Source organism: Nocardia sp. CA-128927 (genome assembly GCF_050955855.1).
In the GTDB taxonomy this organism is placed as follows: Bacteria; Actinomycetota; Actinomycetes; order Mycobacteriales; family Mycobacteriaceae; genus Nocardia.
On sequence record NZ_CP192087.1, the window covers coordinates 4,649,204 to 4,665,799 of the forward strand.

Annotated in this window: 17 protein-coding genes; 10 read left to right on the forward strand and 7 right to left on the reverse strand. The window is 66.2% G+C overall.

What is annotated here, in order from left to right:
- Positions 1 to 87 precede the first annotated feature (87 nt).
- Positions 88 to 669: a CAP family protein gene (locus tag ACQPW1_RS21875; protein ID WP_433664540.1), complete on the forward strand. Its 582-nt coding sequence runs from the start codon at positions 88 to 90 to the stop codon at positions 667 to 669.
- On the opposite strand, the gene ACQPW1_RS21880 is transcribed toward ACQPW1_RS21875, so the two are convergent.
- Positions 666 to 980: an NIPSNAP family protein gene (locus ACQPW1_RS21880; protein ID WP_433664541.1), complete on the reverse strand. Its 315-nt coding sequence runs from the start codon at positions 978 to 980 to the stop codon at positions 666 to 668. The two genes, ACQPW1_RS21875 and ACQPW1_RS21880, sit on opposite strands and share 4 nt — an antisense overlap.
- Before the next feature lie 158 nt (positions 981 to 1,138).
- On the opposite strand from ACQPW1_RS21880, the gene ACQPW1_RS21885 reads away from it, so the two are divergent.
- Both ACQPW1_RS21885 and ACQPW1_RS21890 read left to right on the forward strand, forming a co-directional pair.
- Positions 1,139 to 1,300 carry a hypothetical protein gene (locus tag ACQPW1_RS21885; protein WP_433664542.1) on the forward strand — a complete coding sequence of 54 codons (162 nt, stop codon included), beginning with the start codon at positions 1,139 to 1,141 and terminating at the stop codon, positions 1,298 to 1,300.
- Between the two features lie 240 nt (positions 1,301 to 1,540).
- The gene (locus ACQPW1_RS21890; protein ID WP_433664543.1) at positions 1,541 to 2,476 is read left to right on the forward strand and encodes an RDD family protein; all 936 of its coding nucleotides are present in this window, start codon (positions 1,541 to 1,543) and stop codon (positions 2,474 to 2,476) included.
- 4 nt (positions 2,477 to 2,480) lie between these two features.
- On the opposite strand, the gene ACQPW1_RS21895 is transcribed toward ACQPW1_RS21890, so the two are convergent.
- Complete coding sequence (locus tag ACQPW1_RS21895; protein WP_433664544.1) at positions 2,481 to 3,047, reverse strand: hypothetical protein; 567 nt, start codon at positions 3,045 to 3,047, stop codon at positions 2,481 to 2,483.
- A 313-nt stretch (positions 3,048 to 3,360) separates the two neighbouring features.
- Between ACQPW1_RS21895 and ACQPW1_RS21900 the strand changes: the two genes are divergently transcribed.
- From ACQPW1_RS21900 to ACQPW1_RS21925, 6 genes are read left to right on the forward strand one after another with little or no spacing between them, the layout of a single operon-like run.
- Positions 3,361 to 4,542, forward strand: coding sequence for an ROK family transcriptional regulator (locus ACQPW1_RS21900; RefSeq protein ID WP_433664545.1), 1,182 nt, complete (start codon positions 3,361 to 3,363; stop codon positions 4,540 to 4,542).
- A 38-nt stretch (positions 4,543 to 4,580) separates the two neighbouring features.
- Positions 4,581 to 5,921, forward strand: coding sequence for an extracellular solute-binding protein (locus tag ACQPW1_RS21905; RefSeq protein ID WP_433664546.1), 1,341 nt, complete (start codon positions 4,581 to 4,583; stop codon positions 5,919 to 5,921).
- Between the two features lie 7 nt (positions 5,922 to 5,928).
- A complete protein-coding gene (locus ACQPW1_RS21910; protein ID WP_433664548.1) occupies positions 5,929 to 6,885 on the forward strand; it encodes a carbohydrate ABC transporter permease in 957 nt (318 codons plus the stop codon).
- A 3-nt stretch (positions 6,886 to 6,888) separates the two neighbouring features.
- On the forward strand, positions 6,889 to 7,779 hold the full coding sequence (locus ACQPW1_RS21915; protein ID WP_433664550.1) for a carbohydrate ABC transporter permease: 891 nt from the start codon (positions 6,889 to 6,891) through the stop codon (positions 7,777 to 7,779).
- Positions 7,779 to 9,062, forward strand: a complete 1,284-nt coding sequence (locus ACQPW1_RS21920) for a 6-phospho-beta-glucosidase (RefSeq protein WP_433664551.1) — start codon at positions 7,779 to 7,781, stop codon at positions 9,060 to 9,062. The genes ACQPW1_RS21915 and ACQPW1_RS21920 overlap by 1 nt, the downstream gene beginning before the upstream one ends.
- A 44-nt stretch (positions 9,063 to 9,106) precedes the next feature.
- Positions 9,107 to 10,159, forward strand: coding sequence for an N-acetylglucosamine kinase (locus tag ACQPW1_RS21925; protein WP_433664552.1), 1,053 nt, complete (start codon positions 9,107 to 9,109; stop codon positions 10,157 to 10,159).
- A gap of 82 nt (positions 10,160 to 10,241) precedes the next feature.
- Here the strand turns inward: ACQPW1_RS21925 and ACQPW1_RS21930 are convergent, their stop codons facing one another.
- Together ACQPW1_RS21930 and ACQPW1_RS21935 are read right to left on the reverse strand one after the other, a co-directional pair.
- On the reverse strand, positions 10,242 to 10,991 hold the full coding sequence (locus ACQPW1_RS21930) for an LGFP repeat-containing protein (RefSeq protein ID WP_433664553.1): 750 nt from the start codon (positions 10,989 to 10,991) through the stop codon (positions 10,242 to 10,244).
- A gap of 127 nt (positions 10,992 to 11,118) precedes the next feature.
- Positions 11,119 to 11,847 carry an LGFP repeat-containing protein gene (locus ACQPW1_RS21935; protein WP_433664554.1) on the reverse strand — a complete coding sequence of 243 codons (729 nt, stop codon included), beginning with the start codon at positions 11,845 to 11,847 and terminating at the stop codon, positions 11,119 to 11,121.
- Between the two features lie 265 nt (positions 11,848 to 12,112).
- Between ACQPW1_RS21935 and ACQPW1_RS21940 the strand changes: the two genes are divergently transcribed.
- Positions 12,113 to 13,132 carry an NADP-dependent oxidoreductase gene (locus tag ACQPW1_RS21940; protein ID WP_433664555.1) on the forward strand — a complete coding sequence of 340 codons (1,020 nt, stop codon included), beginning with the start codon at positions 12,113 to 12,115 and terminating at the stop codon, positions 13,130 to 13,132.
- Between the two features lie 20 nt (positions 13,133 to 13,152).
- Here ACQPW1_RS21940 and ACQPW1_RS21945 read toward each other — a convergent pair whose 3' ends face one another.
- The 3 genes from ACQPW1_RS21945 to ACQPW1_RS21955 form a co-directional block, all read right to left on the reverse strand.
- A complete protein-coding gene (locus tag ACQPW1_RS21945; protein ID WP_433664556.1) occupies positions 13,153 to 13,782 on the reverse strand; it encodes a TetR/AcrR family transcriptional regulator in 630 nt (209 codons plus the stop codon).
- Between the two features lie 29 nt (positions 13,783 to 13,811).
- Entirely contained in the window at positions 13,812 to 15,365 is a 1,554-nt protein-coding gene (locus tag ACQPW1_RS21950) for a carotenoid oxygenase family protein (RefSeq protein ID WP_433665301.1), read from the reverse strand.
- A gap of 127 nt (positions 15,366 to 15,492) precedes the next feature.
- Positions 15,493 to 16,320: an SAM-dependent methyltransferase gene (locus ACQPW1_RS21955; protein ID WP_433664557.1), complete on the reverse strand. Its 828-nt coding sequence runs from the start codon at positions 16,318 to 16,320 to the stop codon at positions 15,493 to 15,495.
- Positions 16,321 to 16,596 lie beyond the last annotated feature (276 nt).

Sequence of the window (16,596 nt, forward strand, 5' to 3'; positions counted from 1 at the left end):
CGTGCTGTTCCGAATACACTCCGAAACCGGCCCTGCTTGCTGGGTGATCGGCCGACTGACACCGACAACAGTTTGATCGGAGACGTTGTGACTGGATCGAACGCGCTGAACCGCTACGGCACGGCAGTGGCAGTAGGCATGGTTGTGTTGGGCGTGGTGGTTGCGGCTGCTGGTCCAGCCGCCGCCCGTGATCCGCTCGCCGACCAAACGACAGCTGATTTCCAAGCGGAATGTGGCACCTCCCTTACCAAATACCGGGGAAGACATCACGCACCCGCGTTGGCAATCGATCCGAACCTTGTCGAGTACGCCAAGAGCCGCGCTCAATTGATCAGTCAGAGTGCGGGGCTGTCGCACGGGCACCGTGGTCTGAACGGCCACTACGGGGAGACCCTGTTCTGGACGGGGTCGGTTGCCCCTGAGTTGGCTCCCTGCTCTGCGGCCGTGGACAACTGGTACCGCGAGAGAGCCTTCTACGATCCCAACAACCCCGCATTCTCGACTGAGACAGCGAGTTTCACCCAAGTGGTGTGGAGGGACACGACCGCTGTCGGATGTGCCCGGGCCGGAGGGATGGGCGCACAGTTCTACGAAACCTACATCGTGTGCGCCTATGCCCCGCCGGGCAACATCGCTGGCTCGTTCACGGAGAACGTCCTCGCTGACTAGTCGCGTTCCGGCAGTAATGGGCGCATGAAGGTGCGCTCGTACCGTAGGACGCATCCGCTTTCGTCTCTGATGCGGTCGGCTGCGATGAAGTCGGGATCCACGCCGAACAGCGCTCGGTACTGCTCGTAGGCGCTGAAGCTGGCGAAGCTGAACAGCGCGATCGCTTTGTCGCTTGCCCCCTCCGAGGGCAGGAAATAGCCGTGGTGGGTGCCGCCGTGCCGATCAACTAGGTCCATCCACCGCCGACCGAATCGTTCGAACGCGTCGATCTTCGCGGGATCGATCACGTACTCCACAACACAGGTGATCACGAGGTCAGCCTAACGATCACGGAGGTATCAGGGTTGCCTGCTCGGTGCGCCGCTGTGTTCTGGATCACAGCCTGTTTGGGGTGCGGAGGGCGGGGCATACTGCCCGACGGCGCACAGGGCGCCATCGGAACCGTGTATCGGAAGGATCGGTATCTGTCGTGGGTTTGCTGCTGGTGGGAATCGGTACTGCGTCAGCCGTCGTCATCGCAACGCACGGTCTGGTGGTCGCCGCGCACTTGGCGCAGCGCCGCCCCGCGCCTCGTCGCCGGGCCGTTGCCGTAGACGTCCTCCCCACGCCGTCCTCGCGCGTATCGGCGTAGCGCTGACCGCACGCGTCACCCCTCGAAACCTCTTCTCCGCCTGAATCTTCGGTGTCTCGCACGCGCCTATGGTGTGCGTCGCCAGCTTTCTGCTCGGCCACCGCCGGAAGGATCCGTGTCGGCTGTTCAGCCGATAGTGCGACCTCGTCCAGCCGAGGAATCTGGGATAGGCAAGAACAGGGCATCGGCAGGTCGGCTCCCGGAAGCCCGCACCGCCGATACTGCGAAGAGGTGTACCCGATGGCCGAGCACATTCCGCCACCCGACCGGGCTTCGGCGGGCAGGCGAATCGCCGCATGGGCGATCGATTTCGCCCTCATCCTGGGTGCCGCAGCGTTGCTGGGCTCGGTGACGCACTATCGGATCGCCGACTACCTCTCCGGCTGGCCGGGCCTGGCGCAAACCGGCGGCTGGGACCTGTTCCGCGCGAACGGGGACTGGGGCGGCGCGGGTAAAGCGTTCGGCTGGGACGTCTTCGGTGAAATCCTGCTACTGATCGCCGAGGCGTTCGTCGCGCTGGTGCTGATCGTGTTCGCCTACCAGTTCGCATCCCTGGCCTGGAAGGGCCGTACGCTCGGAAAGTTCTTGCTGGACATCAGGGTTCATTCGCTCACCGATCCGCAAGGCGGACTCGGCAAGTGGCAGTCGGCCCGCCGGGCGTTCGCGAGCACCGTGGTGGACGTGGGCCTGTACGCTGCGGCCTGCATCGCGCTGCTGGCGGGCAAGTACGTTCTGTCCCTTATTCTTTGGGCCGTAGCCGTCGCGGTTCTGGTGCTCAACGCCGTCCCCTTGGCGGGCGGTCGGACCATGATCGACCGCATTGCGGGGACAACGGTTGTCCACGCGGGCTTATACCAAAGGTCATGGCAGGCAGCCAGGGACGCGGCAATCCTCGAGCGCGGCACCCAGGTCGGACTCGAACGAATGCAGGCCGTCACCAACGCCATGAAGCAACAGGCGCAGCACCTCGCCGAGGACGAACGGCTCCGGCAGCTACGCGAATCGACCCAGGCGATACAGCTGCGCCGGCTCGGGCAGGATGCCGGACGACAGACCGGCGACGCCGCCAGGCAGCTCCTCAATTCCGAACGCGGACAGCAAGCTCAGGACACCGCCAAGAAGGTCAGCGCGAACCTCCGCGCGGTCTACGACAGGCGCCGTGGCACCCGCAGCTGACCACTCACCCTTCGACGCGGGCTGCCGCGGTGAGGGCGAGCGTTCGCCGCCCTCGGGCGCATCGATGCGCACGGCGACCCGAGGCTTGGGCAGGAAGGTCTGCCTCGGTCGGGAACCAAATCCGTTCGCGGTCAACCAGAATCAGCAGGCCGTCGTTGTCGCCGACCGGTGTGAAGTCCGGTAGCCGCGGCGTAAAGGCGTGCAGACCATACGTTTCAGCGAGTTCGCCAACCGCTTGCTGAACGTCCGGCACGCCGATGCCGACCTCGCTGATCGATAGCAACCGAGGCGCATCGCCGGTGCTCGCAGGCGCCTCCGCGTCGGCCTGCCGCGCAATGAGCTCCAGCACGATGCCATCGGGCCCACGGAAATACACCGAGCGCGAATCCCAACCAGGCGGACCGTCGATGGCATCGGACCCGTTGACCGCGATCGGATCGACCTGACCGCGCAACCATTTCCGCGCAAGCTCGAAATCGTCTGGGGAAATCCCGAACGCCAGATGATGCGCGCCCGCGAAAGCGGCGCCGCGGGTCAGCACGAGCTCGCTGAGGCCGATTTCCACCGTCACACGATCGGTCTCGTCGCGACCGGAAGTCGTAGCACGTTCCGGTAGAAGTCCGCCGCCGCATCGAGATCCGTTGTGCTGATGACTACTTCGCGAATGTTCATGGCGGTTCCCTTCGATTTCGCTCGATCGAGGACGACGCTAGATCCTCAACAGTAGTTGAGGTCAAACCCGGCTTTGTGCCACATGACGTTTGGGTATCCGCCACACGGACAGCGATTGACATGCGGTCAAACCGGACATACAGTCCCTCCTCAAAGTAATTGGAAACTTTCCTAATAGTTCACCCGCTGTGGGGTGAGAGGAGGGGTGTCACGTGACCACGCGACAGACCCTCGCGGGCACACCGAGCCTGCTGCGCGCCATCAACGATCGCGCCGCGCTGGAACTGCTGCTCGCCAACGGCCCGCTGTCCCGCACCCAGATCGGTACTCTCACCGGTCTTTCCAAGCCGACGGCCTCACAGCTGCTCTCCCGGTTGGAGACGGCCGGGCTGGTCGTCCCGGTCGGCACCATGGCGGGCGGGCCAGGGCCGAATGCGCAGCTGTACCAAGTCAATCCGGCCGCCGGGTATGTGGCCGGACTCGATGTGACGGCCTCCCGCATTCGAATCGCGGTCGCGGACATCACCGGTCGCACGCTCGCCGAGCACGAGGTCTCCACCAAGGGCTGGCCCGCCGCCGAGACCATCACCAGGGTGGGTGCGGCGGTCGCCGAGACGGTCGAGCTGACCGGGCTCGCGGCGGGCGTCTGCTGCGAGATCGTTGTCGGGATCGGCGGCGCGCTCGACCCGGCCACCGGAAAACTGCGGTATGCCACGCACTTGCCCGGGTGGCACTCGCCGCGACTGGTCGCCGACCTGGAGGCGGCGACCGGCTGCTCGGTGTCGATCGAGAACGACGTCAACCTCGCCGCCATCGCGGAACAGGCACAGGGCGCGGCGCAGGGCTGTGAGGACTTTGTGCTGCTGTGGACCGGCGTCGGCGTCGGCGCGGCGATCGTGATCGCGGGCCGGTTGCACCGCGGTTTCCACAGCGGCGCAGGCGAAGTCGGCTACATGCCGCTGCCCGGTGCGCCGATCGTGCGTGACGTGCGTCGGAAGAACTCCGGCGGCTTCCAGCAATTAGCCGGTGCGCCAGCGGTTTTGGCGCTGGCACGGCAGCACGGAATGTCCGCGCCGACGGCCGCGCTCGTCGTGGCCGAGGCGCTGGAGACGCCGGGCTCGGGCGACGCGTTCCTGGCCGACTTCGCGGGCCGGCTGGCCCTCGGGTTGTCCTCGATCGTCTCGGTGGTCGACCCGGAGCTGCTGATCCTGGCCGGTGACGTGCCGCGGGCAGGCGGCGAACGGCTGCGGGCGCTCGTCGAGGACGCGCTGACCGACCTCACCTTTCCGCGACCCGAGGTGCGCTCGAGCACCGTGCCGGGCTCGCCAGTACTGCACGGAGCGCTCGAACGCGCCTTGGCCACCACGAGGGACACCGTGTTCTCGACCCATTGATCCACCGCCACACCCAGCAGTACCCAGGAGAACCGCACATGCGCAGAAACACTCGACGCACCCTCGCCGCCCTCACCGCATGCGCGACTGCCGCGCTGTTCCTCACCGCCTGCACCGGGCAGAGCTCCGGCGGTGGTAACGACGGATCCGACGCCGGCAAGGACGTCACCATCACCTTCTGGCACGGCTGGAGCCAGGACCACGAGGTCAAGGCGATCAACGACAACATCGCCGCGTTCGAGAAGCTGCATCCCAACATCCACGTCAAGCCGGTCGCCAATATCGCCGACGACAAGCTCGAGCAGGCGTTGCGCGGCGGCGGCCGGGACGCTCCGGACGTGGTTTCGTCCTTCACCACCAACAATGTGGGCAAGTTCTGCGCCGCCAACGTCTGGGCCGACCTCGCGCCGTTCCTGGAGAAGGACGGCATCGACCCCGTCAAGACGTTCCCGGCGGCGATGCTCGAGTACAGCCAGTTCGAGGGAAACCAGTGCGCGCTGCCATTACTGGGCGACGCCTACGGCCTGTACTACAACAGGGCGGCCTTCGCGGCGGCCGGAATCACCGCTCCACCAAAGACATTCAGTGAGTTCGAAGCCGCAGCCGTCAAGCTGACCATTGCGGAGGGGGACAGCTATAAGCAGCTCGGCTTCATGCCGAATTACCACGGCTACGAGACCACCCCGGTGTACTACCTGGGCCAGTACGGCGCCAAATACTTCACCGCGGACGGTAAGTCGGACGTCGCCGCCGATCCCAAGGTCGCCGCGATGTACGCCTGGCAGAAGAATCTGATCGCCAAGCTCGGCGGGTTCGACAAGCTGGAGAAGTACCGCACGACCTTCGGCGAGGAGTTCAGCGCCAAGAATCCCTTCCACACCGGCCAGGTGGCCATGTCCTTCGACGGCGAGTGGCGCACCGCCTCGCTCGCCGCCGATCCGGTGAGCTTCGACTGGGCCACCGCACCCTTCCCGGTGCCGGACGATCAGGCCGACACCTACGGCCGTGGCTACCAGACCGGCACCATTATCGGCGTCGCCAGGTCCAGCCAAAAGCAGACCGCCGCTTGGGAATTGGTGAAGTACCTGACCACGAACACCGACGCGGTGGCCAGCTTCGCCAACGCCATCCACAATGTGCCGAGTACCAACGAGGCTTTGAATTCGCCGAAGCTGTCGGCGGATCCGAACTTCAAGACCTTCATCGAGATCGCGAAGAACCCGAACTCCTCCACCGCGCCGTCCAGCATCAACGGCGGCGCGTACCAGATTTCCCTGCGCAACTTCGGCTACGACTACGAGGCGGGCAAGGCCGACCTCGCGGCGGGCCTGGCCGCGACCGCGAAGGAAATCGACGAGGCGATCGTCCAGGCGAAGTGATGTAGCGATGGCACTGCTGACCACCACCGTCCCGGCGGCGCTGAAGCGCAAGCGCCGCCGCGGGGCCCTGCGCACCCTGATGTTCCTCGCGCCGTGGTTGATCGGGTTCGGGTTCTTCTTCGCCTACCCGTTGCTATCCACCCTCTACTTCTCCTTCATGAGGTACGACGGGTTCGCCGCGCCGACCTTCACCGGCTTGAAGAACTGGAACTATGTCCTCGACAAGTACCCGTTCTTCTGGCAGGGGCTAGGCAATACCCTGTGGCTGGTCCTGGTGATGGTTTCGCTGCGGGTGGTCTTCGGGCTCGGCATCGGGATGCTGGTCACCAAGATCAAGACCGGGGTCGGGTTCTTCCGCACTGTGTTCTATCTGCCGTTCCTCGCGCCGCCGGTGGCGGCCACAATCGCCTTCGCCTTCCTGCTCAATCCGGGGACCGGGCCGGTCAACCATCTGCTCGGCAATCTCGGTCTGTCGCAACCGGGTTGGTTCACCGACCCGGACTGGTCGAAGCCTGCGCTGACCATGTTGGCACTGTGGGGCATCGGCGACCTGATGGTCATCTTCACGGCGGCCTTGCTGGACGTGTCGAGGGAGCAGTACGAGGCGGCCGAGTTGGACGGTGCGGGTCCTTGGCAGCGGTTCCGGTACGTCACGCTCCCGAACATCACGCCCATCGTGCTGTTCGCGGTGGTGACCGGCGTGATTCAGACGATGCAGTACTACACCCAGGCGATCGTCGCGGGAAAGGTCGCCAGCGGTAAGGCGGGTAGCTCGGGGGAGGCGTTCGAGCCCGGCTACCCGCACGGGTCCACCTGGACCCTGCCGCAGATGGTCTACAACCTCGGCTTCCAGCGCTTCGATATCGGGTCCGCGTGTGTGATCGCCGTGATCCTGTTCGCCATCTCGATGGCGTTCACCGCGCTGCTGCTGCGGCGCAAATCCGGCTTCCTGCAGGAGGACTGAGCGATGACCATGACTACCACGCTGCCGCCGCCGGTCACCGTGCCGACGCCTGCGGCCAGGGGTGCGCGCCGCAAAGACACGCTGAACTGGGTTGCGATGCACTCGCTGGCGATCGCGGCTGCGCTGCTGTTCCTGATGCCGTTCGTGTTCGTCTTCCTCACCTCGGTGATGTCGGACCGGCAGGCGCTCACCTCCGATCTCTGGCCCGCCGAGTGGCACTGGGGCAACTATGTAAAGGTCTGGGAGACAACGGGATTCCTCACCTGGTGGCGTAACACGCTGGTGTACGCGGTGGCCGGTACGGCGCTGACGCTGCTGTCCAGCATTCCGGTTGCGTACGCGCTGGCCAAGTTTCGCTTCCGTGGTCGCAATCTGGCGCTGATGGCTGTGGTTTCGATGATGATGCTGCCGCCGCAGGTGACGGTAATCCCGATGTATCTGATCTGGGCGAAACAGTTTCACCTCACAGGATCGTTGTGGCCGTTGATCATTCCGTTGGCCTTCGGTGACGCCTTCTCCATCTTCCTGCTCCGGCAGTTCCTGTTGACCATCCCCAACGACTATCTCGAGGCGGCCCGTATCGACGGCTGTGGCGAGCTGTGCATACTGCTGCGGATCGTGCTGCCGATGGCCAAGCCCGCCATCGCGGCGGTCGCGCTGTTCCAGTTCTTCTATTGCTGGAACGACTATTTCGGGCCGCAGATCTATGCCAGCGAGAATCCGGGGGCCTGGACGCTGAGCTACGGCCTGGAGTCGTTCAAGAGTGCTCATCACACCAACTGGAACCTCACCATGGCCGCCACCCTGCTGGTGATGGCGCCGGTGATCCTCCTGTTCTTCTTCGCACAGAAAGCCTTCATCGAAGGCGTGACACTGACAGGGGTCAAAGGCTGATGAGCGCACTCAAAATAGCCATAGTCGGTGGTGGTTCCACCTATACGCCGGAGTTGATCGACGGTTTCGCGCGACTCCGTGACACCCTGTCGATCGATGAAGTGGTACTGATCGACCCGGCCGCGGACAGGCTGGAGTTGATCGCGGGGTTGGCTCGCCGGATCTTCGGTAAACAGGGGCACGGCGCGCGGGTCACCACTGCCACCTCGGTCGCGGACGGGGTCGACGGCGTCGATGCCGTGCTGCTCCAGCTGCGGGTGGGTGGGCAGGCCGCCCGGAACGAGGATGAGACCTGGCCGCTCGAATGTGGTTGTGTCGGACAGGAAACGACCGGAGCCGGGGGACTGGCGAAGGCGCTGCGCACGGTCCCTGTGGTGCTCGATATCGCCGAGCATGTACGCCGGGCCAACCCTGATGCTTGGATCATCGATTTCACCAACCCGGTCGGGATCGTCACGCGCGCACTGCAATCCGCAGGGCACAAAGCTGTCGGACTGTGCAACGTTGCCATCGGATTCCAGCGAAAGTTCGCCGCGCACTTGGGTGTCGACCCGGAACTGGTTCGACTCGACCACGTAGGAATCAATCACCTCACCTGGGAGCGCGGGGTGACCGTGCTCGACTACCCGGGTGCGGGGACCGGGCACGAGGCGTTACCGAAGCTCCTCGCCGATTTCGGTGAGGAGATCGCCGCCGATGTGCGGCTACCACTTTCGCTGATCCGGCGGCTCGGTGTCGTCCCGTCGTACTACCTGCGCTACTTCTACCAGCACGACGTGGTGGTCGAGGAACTCGGAATCAAGGGTTCGCGCGCCGCCGAAGTCGCGGCCATCGAGCGCCAGTTGCTGGAGATGTACGCCGACCCGGCCCTCGACACCAAACCCGAGCTGCTCGGAACACGCGGCGGCGCTTTCTATTCCGAGGCCGCGGTGCACCTGCTCGCCGCGTTGCTCGGCACCGGCGGCAGCGTCCAAGTGGTCAACACCCGCAACGACGGCATCCTGCCGTTCCTGCCCGATGACGCCGTCATCGAAGTGCCTGCGGAGGTGGACGCCGCAGGGGTGCGTCCACTACCGCAGAAGCCGGTCGAACCCCTTTACGCGGGCCTGATCGCCCACGTCACCGCCTACGAGCAGCTCGCATTGCGCGCCGCGGTCGAAGGCGGTCGCGACCTTGTTTTGGACGCACTACTGGCACACCCGCTGGTCGGCCAGAACGAACTGGCCGAGCAGCTGACCGACCGGCTGATCGTTCACAACCGCGCCTACCTGGGTTGGGCGTGATCATGCCGACAAACACCGTGCACTGTTGGCGGGGGAAGCGTCTGATGAAACTCCCACAGAATGAACAGGTCCCGGGCGTCCTGGCCATTGACGCAGGCAATAGCAAGACCGATGTGGCACTGGTCGGGCTCGACGGATCGGTCCTCGGTACCGCGCGTGGCGGCGGCTACCAGCCCCATCGCACCGGGGCGCGTCAGGCGATCGAGGGGCTCACCCCGCTGGTGGAATCCGTTGCCAGGCAAGCCGGTTTGACCCGAGGCGGGGTGCTCACCACCCGGGTGAGCGCGTGTATGGCCAACGTCGATCTGCCCATCGAGGAACAGCGGATCCATGCCGCCATCGCGGCTCGGCCATGGGGCCTGACAGCGGGCGTCGTCAACGACACCTTCGGGCTGCTCCGTGCGGGGACCGACGGCCCGCGCGGCGTCGCGGTGGTCTGTGGCGCCGGGATCAACTGCGTCGGCCTGCTACCGGACGGCCGCACCGCCCGCTTCCCGGCCCTCGGCGTGCTGACTGGAGACTGGGGCGGCGGCGGTGGCATGGCCTCCGAGGCCATGTGGCACGCCGCCCGCGCCGAGGACGGCCGGGGCGAGCCGACGGCGCTATCCGCGGCCATCGGCGAGTACTTCGGCCTGGCCGGAGCCAATGCGGTAGCCGAGGCGATCCACCTGGGCCAGCTCGAAGAGGACCGACTACACGAGCTGGTCCGCGTCCTGTTCAGCACCGCCGAAGCGGGCGATCCGACCGCTCTGAAGCTGATCGACCGCCAAGCCGACGAGATCACCCGACTCGCCTTCGTCGTCATGCGAAAACTGAACATGCTCGATGAGCCCACCCCCGTCATCCTCGGCGGCGGCGTCCTGGCCGCCCGTCAGCCGCTACTGATCGACAACGTGAAATCCCGCCTCGCCGTAGCGGCCCCGCTCGCCGAGCCCCGAATCGTAATCGCCCCACCAGTTCTCGGTGCCGCCCTACTCGGCCTCGACCACCTGGACGCGAAACCCGAAGCCCACCAACGCCTCCGAGCCGCCTACCCCACCATCCCCGCCAACGACGGCCGCCCCGAATACCCCAGCCAAATGGGCCAACCCGCCTGAGTGCCCGCTCACCTCGGCAACTCTCGAGGCGCTCACCGATCCGATCTACGGCGACAGCACCGCGGGGCGGTGATCTGATCTCCTAGGGACGCCAGGTGATTCGGCCACCTTGGAAGTCTTGGGCTTTGCCACCCTCGTAGTCGTATTCGTCGCCGGTGGGGTAGCCGTAGATGCCGTCGGCGCTGGCCCGGGCTTCCCAGCTGGTGCGGATGGAGCCCCAGACGGCGTGGGCGCCGGTGGCCTTGGACCAGTAGATGGCGCCGTCGTTGAAGAGGTTGTAGCGGCCGCTGTTCTTGGCGGGGGCCTCGTCGGTGATCGGGAAGCCGAGGGGGCTGTTCTCGGCGCCGAGGGCGTACCACTTGTCCCGGATGACGCCGCTGACCTGGTGGGCGGCGGTGCCGACGGACCAGTAGACGGAACCGCCCTGGAAGTGGCTGAAGCGACCGGGCTTCACCGGGGTCGACTGCTCGCTGGTCACCGGGTAGCGCAACCCGCCGGTTTCCGCGCCGAGTCCGCGCCACTTGTCCAGGATCGGGCCGCCGAGCTGATGCGCGCCGGTGTCGGCGCTCCAGTAGATGGCGGCGTTGCGGTCGAAGGTCTGGAACTTGCCGCCGCCCGCGGCATCCGACTCGGGGGAGGTCGGGTCGCCGAGGGCACCGGGCCCGCCTGCCGCGTCGTATTCGACCTCGATCGCGCCGCCCACATCGAAGGGGCCGATCGGGCGTGCACCGGCGGTGCCCGCGGTCAGCAGCACCGCCAGCGCGACGGTGGCCGTTGCCAGCGCCGCGCTGCCGCGCGATCCGGACGGGCGATGGGTACGAAGGCGGGCCAAAAGAACTCCTCGGTCAGGCGTTACTCGGTGACGAGACAGGACGGAGCGTTGGTAGGCGATGATGGCATGAAGGCACAACCATCGCTCAGGCGGCCTGGTCGGTCGGACGAAGGTGCGACGAGCGGGGTCAGGGTTGCCAGGTGATGCGCCCACCCTGGAAGTCCTGGGCTTTGCCGTTCTGGTAGTCGTACTCGTCGCCGGTCGGGTAGCCGTAGCCGCCGTTCACGCCCGCCCTGGCTTCCCAGGTCGTGCGGATCGCGCCCCAGATGACGTGCGCGCCGGTGGCCCCGGACCAGTAGATGGCGCCGTCGTCGAAGAGGTTGTAGCGGCCGTTGTTCTTGGCGGGAGCTTCATCGGTGATCGGGAACCCGAGCGGGCTGTTCTCCCACCCGTACGAGCCCCACTTGTCGCGGATCGCGCCACCGATCTGGTGCGCGGCGGTGCCGATGGACCAGTAGATCGAGCCACCCTGGAAGTGGTTGTAGCGGCCCGGCTTCGACGGTGTCGACGCTTCCCGGGTGACGGGGTAGCCGAGCAGCCCGTTCTCGAAGCCCAGGTTGCCCCACTTGTCGCGAATCGCGCCACCGACCTGGTGTGCCCCGGTGGCGGGGTGCCAGTAGATGGAAGCGTTGCGTTCGAAAGCCTGGTACTTGCCGCCACGGCCCGCGTCGGATTCCGGATTGACCGGGTCACCGAAGACGCCACCCCCACCGGCCTGGTCGTATTCGACCTCGATCGCCCCGCCGACGTCGAATGGCCCGATCGGCCGTCCGGCCGCGGTGCCCGCGGTCAGCAGGACCGCCGTCACGGCGGTGGTCATGGTCAGTGCGACGCGGGTACGACGGAGGCGTGCCAAGAGAAACTCCCTATGCAGGTGGTCGTATACGAGACAGGGCGGAGCCCTACCAGGGTGCGGCCAGGTGCCGATCGGCAGCGAGGTGAGCCGGTGCCAGAGTGAGCAAACTCGCAGCGGCGCTACCGAGCACCGCACGATTCGTCCTGATCCTTCCGTCGACATGGACGAGCCGCTGTCGTGGCATCCGACACCCGGCCTATCGGTCGCACCTTCGCCGTCGTTAGCCCGACCGGGTGCGAACGACCTCGGGGCTAAGCTCGGATCCATGGTCGAGACGACACGAATCGTGCTTGCTTCCCGCCCGGAGGGTGCACCCACCCCGGCGAACTTCCGCACCGAAACGGCCGAGCTGCCGCCGCTCGAGGAAGGACAGGTGCTGCTGCGAACGCTCTATCTGTCCCTGGACCCGTACATGCGCGGCCGGATGAGCGCCGCGAAGTCGTATGCGAAGCCGGTCGACGTCGGCGCCGTGATGGTCGGCGGCACCGTCGCCGAGGTGGTCGATTCCCGCGCCGCCGGATTCGTGAAAGGCGATGTGGTGCAGGCCTATTCGGGCTGGCAGTCGCATGATGTCGCGCCCGCGTCGAGCCTGCGCAAGCTCGATCCCGAGAAGGTGCCGGCGTCCACGGCGCTCGGCGTGCTCGGTATGCCCGGTTTCACCGCGTACTCCGGTCTGCTGAAGATCGGTCAGCCGCGCGCGGGGGAGACCGTCGTGGTCGCCGCGGCCACCGGCCCGGTCGGCTCGGCGGTCGGCCAGATCGCCAAGATCAAGGGCGCCCGCGCGGTCGGCATCGCCGGTGGACCGGACAAGTGCGCGGCCCTGATCAATGAGCTGGGCTTCGACGTCGCACTTGATCACCGTGCCCCCGACTTCGCCGAGCAGCTGAAGGCCGCGGTCCCCGAGGGCATCGATGTCTACTTCGAGAACGTCGCCGGTGCCGTCGCCGAAGCGGTGTACCCGCTGCTCAACCTCTACGCGCGCGTCCCGGTGTGCGGCCTCATCGCCAACTACAACGCGGAGGGCGTCCCCGAAGGGCCGGACCACCTCCCGGCTTTCTACAGCCGCATCCTCGTCAAGAGCCTGACCATCCGCGGCTTCATCCAAAACGAGTTCGTCGAGGAGCTCTTCCCGGACTTCCTGCGCGACATGACCGAATGGGTCGGCGACGGCCGCGTCCGCTACCTGGAAGACATCACCGAGGGCCTCGATAACGCCCCCGAAGCCTTCATCGGCCTGCTCCAGGGCCGTAACTTCGGCAAGGCCGTCGTGAAAGTCGCCGACTAGCAACCATATTCGACCCGCCGTCAGTCTCCGGGCGGCGGGTACAGCGGCATCCGCACGCCGCCGCCCCAGCTCAGCACCGTCAGATGCTGCACGAGTTCGGCGCGGGACATCGTCCCGGTGCGTTGCCACCACGCCGCCGCCGCAGCGGTGGAGCCGATCATCGCGCGCGACCACGGTGCCGCGGCATCCGTCGGTGCGCCGAGTTCGCTGAGGTTCTTCACCAGCACCTGCTCGGTGGCATCGGCCAGCTCTTCGAAGATGCCGCGCTCGTCGTCGCCGCCCATCAGCGCGTGCCCGCTGAGCGCGCGGTAGAGCTGGGGCTCTTCTTCGATCCATGCGCACAGGTTGTCGATGAAGGCGCTGACCCGTTCGCGCGGATCGTCCGCGCCGCGAGTGCGTTCGACGAGGGTGGTCAGAATCCGCGCGACGTGTCGTTTACTGAGTGCGGCCAGCATCGCGCTTCTGCTCGGGAAGATGGCGTAGACGGCCGACCGGCCGAACCCGGCGTGCCGCGCGACCTCGACGAGACTCGCCTGCGGCCCCTGCTCGCGGATGGCGCGCTCCGCGGCGTCGAGCAACTCCTCGTACCGGACCGCGGGATCGACCCGGGAACCGGTCGGCCTGCCGCGGCCACGTCGCTGTTCTACCACCTGACAATCGTAGGAGGCTGCGGCAGCGATCAATCCGGGCGGCGCATCACCCGGTCGGTGAAGGCACCGTGGTAGCGCAGCGGCACATGGAACGGCAGCCACGCCTCCGCGAGCGGTCCGGCATCGATGTGCGCGGCGTCGAAGACCATCAGCCTGCTGCGGTGTGCCGCTTCGTCGTAGCCGACGGTCAGAACCCAGCCGTCGTCCTCGGCCGACTTGGCGTCGCGGGGCACGAAAGTCGGTTCGACCATGATGTGCCCTGGCGGACAGTACTTCTGCACGGTGCCGGTGTGGTTGTCGATCCGTGCGATCCCGGATCCCTCGGTGTCGGAGGCGTACAGCGCGACAACGTAGGAGAACGCGTGCTTCGCGGTGGCTCGGCGCTGATCGAATTGCGGGAAATCGCAAACGATGTCGGCCAGCGGCTCCCGAATCACCCGACCCGACAGGCTGATTCGATACCGGGCCAGCTGGACCGAATCGGACTGCTGTGCGGCGGAGAGTTCGTGGTAGATCGTCTGCAGACCGGATCGGACATCGGCGGTCCAGCGTTGCATGCCCGGAATCGTCGCGGGCGAGTAGCGACTCAGGTCGACCACGACATCGGTGCCGTCGTCGTAGGCGTTGGCGTAGTGCCACGAGAAGAACGGCTCCGTCTCGACCACCCGAACCGGCCCGCCGTCGCGCGGTGCGAGCAGGAGGTAGGTCGGCTCATCGTCCATGACGGACATGGAATTCCAGTACGACTTCGCGCCGAGGATCGCCAGCGGGTCCATGCGGAACGGCGAGACGGTGAAGATCGCGTAGCGGGCGGTGAGCGCCATGTCGTGGATCAACGGGACGCGGGTGAGCCCGGGCAGCGGCACGGAACGCAGGTAGCGGGTTTGCCCGTGGCGGTCGGTTTCGTAGAGCCGCAACCGAAGTCGGGGAATGGCTTCCCCGGCCAGCTCGCGCAACCGGCGTAAGCGCTCGCCGCGATCTGGAGCATCGAGCACCCACTTCGGATCGAAGCGGGGATAGCAGGCGTCGAATCCGAAGTTCACCTTGCTGCCGGTGGCCGGATCGACACAGTAGTGCGCCGAGTACGCGCCCTGCGGTCCGCGCAGCACCCCACCGAGATCGCACATCCCGAGCGTTTCCAGGGTGTCCGGGTCGAGCCGGTGCGGCTTGCCGACCTCGTGTAGCGCGAACAGCGAATCCGGCCCCGTCATCACATTGGTGTTGGCGGTGTTCGCGGGCAGCCGGAACGCGTTCGCGAGGATGCCGCCCGCGCGCTGCCGGGTTATGCCGCGCTGCACCAGTTTTCCGGCCTTGTTCGCTTTCAGATAGTGCTTCGTCCAGACGAAGCGGTTGCGGAATCGGACGCCCGACCCGTCGAGCGAGAACGCGGTAACCATCCCGTCCGCATCGAAAAGGCTGTCGACGGACGATGATCCGACGTTTCCGCGCCCGGCTCCGTTGTGGTAGAGCGTCCCGACGAGATCCGGCGGCAGACTGCCGGTGATTTCGGTGATCTCGACGTCGTGCTCGCCGGAGGTGCTCTCCCAGAAGTCCGACAGCGCACCATGATCAGGTAATGCCAGTGCGGAGGGACCGGCAATAGACACACTGTCTTTATCCATAAAAGACAGTGTGTTCTTTATTGTTGCCGCCGTCAACGGCGTGTCCAGTCGCCGAGACCGGTTGTGGGAGAGCTGGATTGTTGCTCGGTCAGAGTTTGCGGCCGATGCCTGCCCAGTACCAGGCGGATTCGGGGTCGGCGGGATCCTCGCCGGGCTCGGGGTGCCAGGTGACCACGGGGACGACGCCCGGCTCGATGAGCTCGGTCCCGGCGAACAGCGTCTCGGTTTCGGCACGGCTGCGCGGATGGAAGGTGATGCCCGCCTGTTCGGCGGCGGCGACCACGCCGGCCATGGCTTGCTCATCGAAGTCGGCGGTGGGGTGGGTGATCACCAGGTAGCTGCCGACGGGCACCACGTCGAGCAGATTCTTGATGATGTCGTGCGGCTCGTCCTCGTCGCGGAAGTACATCATGATCGCGACCAGCATGATGGCGACCGGCTGGTCGAGGTCGAGGGTGACGCGGAGGGTGTCGTCGCGCAGGATGGCCACCGGGTCGTGCAGGTCGGCGTGGATGAAGGCCGTCTTGCCCTGCGGCTTGCTCGACATCAGGGCGCGGGCGTGCGCGAGCACGATCGGATCGTTGTCCACATAGACCACGCGGGCCGCCGGATTGAGCTGTTGGGCCACCTCATGGGTGTTGCCCGCGGTGGGGATGCCGGTGCCGATGTCGAGGAACTGGTCGATCCCCGCCTCGCGGGTCAGGTAGTCGACCGCGCGGCCGAGGAACGCGCGGTTGGCGCGGGCCATGGTGCGGATGGCGGGGATGTGGGTGGCGATGGCGTCGCCGAGCGCGCGATCGGCCGGGTAGTTGTCCCGCCCGCCTAGCCAATAGTCGTAAACGCGCGCTTCGTGCGCGACGCTCGTATCGATCTTGGTCGGTAATGCGGCGGCGGTTTGTGAATGACTGTCCGGCATGGTGATTCCCTCCTGTGGCGGCAACGGGAGAGTCGGTCCCGGTCACCGCCGAGTCACCCACGGCTGGCGACTGCGACTGCGAATCTTGCTCGGTAAGGATATTCCAGCGAACGCTCGGCATGCGGTGATTCGGCCGGATGGGGGAGGGTTTTCGAGGATCCATCCGGTTTCGGTGATCTTTTCCGTAAGTGTCGCTCAGGATGGCCATCGACTGAATGCAGACCGGTCGGTCGCTCTGGTGTGGAGTGTGCTGTTTGTCCGGTGTGTCGCGGGGTA

Excerpts from the sequence above, each read along its gene's own strand:
- ACQPW1_RS21890 (WP_433664543.1), top strand. The coding sequence starts at position 1,541 with ATGGCCGAGCACATTCCGCCACCCGACCGGGCTTCGGCGGGCAGGCGA.
- ACQPW1_RS21905 (WP_433664546.1), top strand. The coding sequence starts at position 4,581 with ATGCGCAGAAACACTCGACGCACCCTCGCCGCCCTCACCGCATGCGCG.
- ACQPW1_RS21910 (WP_433664548.1), top strand. The coding sequence starts at position 5,929 with ATGGCACTGCTGACCACCACCGTCCCGGCGGCGCTGAAGCGCAAGCGC.
- ACQPW1_RS21915 (WP_433664550.1), top strand. The coding sequence starts at position 6,889 with ATGACCATGACTACCACGCTGCCGCCGCCGGTCACCGTGCCGACGCCT.
- ACQPW1_RS21920 (WP_433664551.1), top strand. The coding sequence starts at position 7,779 with ATGAGCGCACTCAAAATAGCCATAGTCGGTGGTGGTTCCACCTATACG.
- ACQPW1_RS21925 (WP_433664552.1), top strand. The coding sequence starts at position 9,107 with ATGAAACTCCCACAGAATGAACAGGTCCCGGGCGTCCTGGCCATTGAC.
- ACQPW1_RS21940 (WP_433664555.1), top strand. The coding sequence starts at position 12,113 with ATGGTCGAGACGACACGAATCGTGCTTGCTTCCCGCCCGGAGGGTGCA.
- ACQPW1_RS21955 (WP_433664557.1), bottom strand. The coding sequence starts at position 16,320 with ATGCCGGACAGTCATTCACAAACCGCCGCCGCATTACCGACCAAGATC.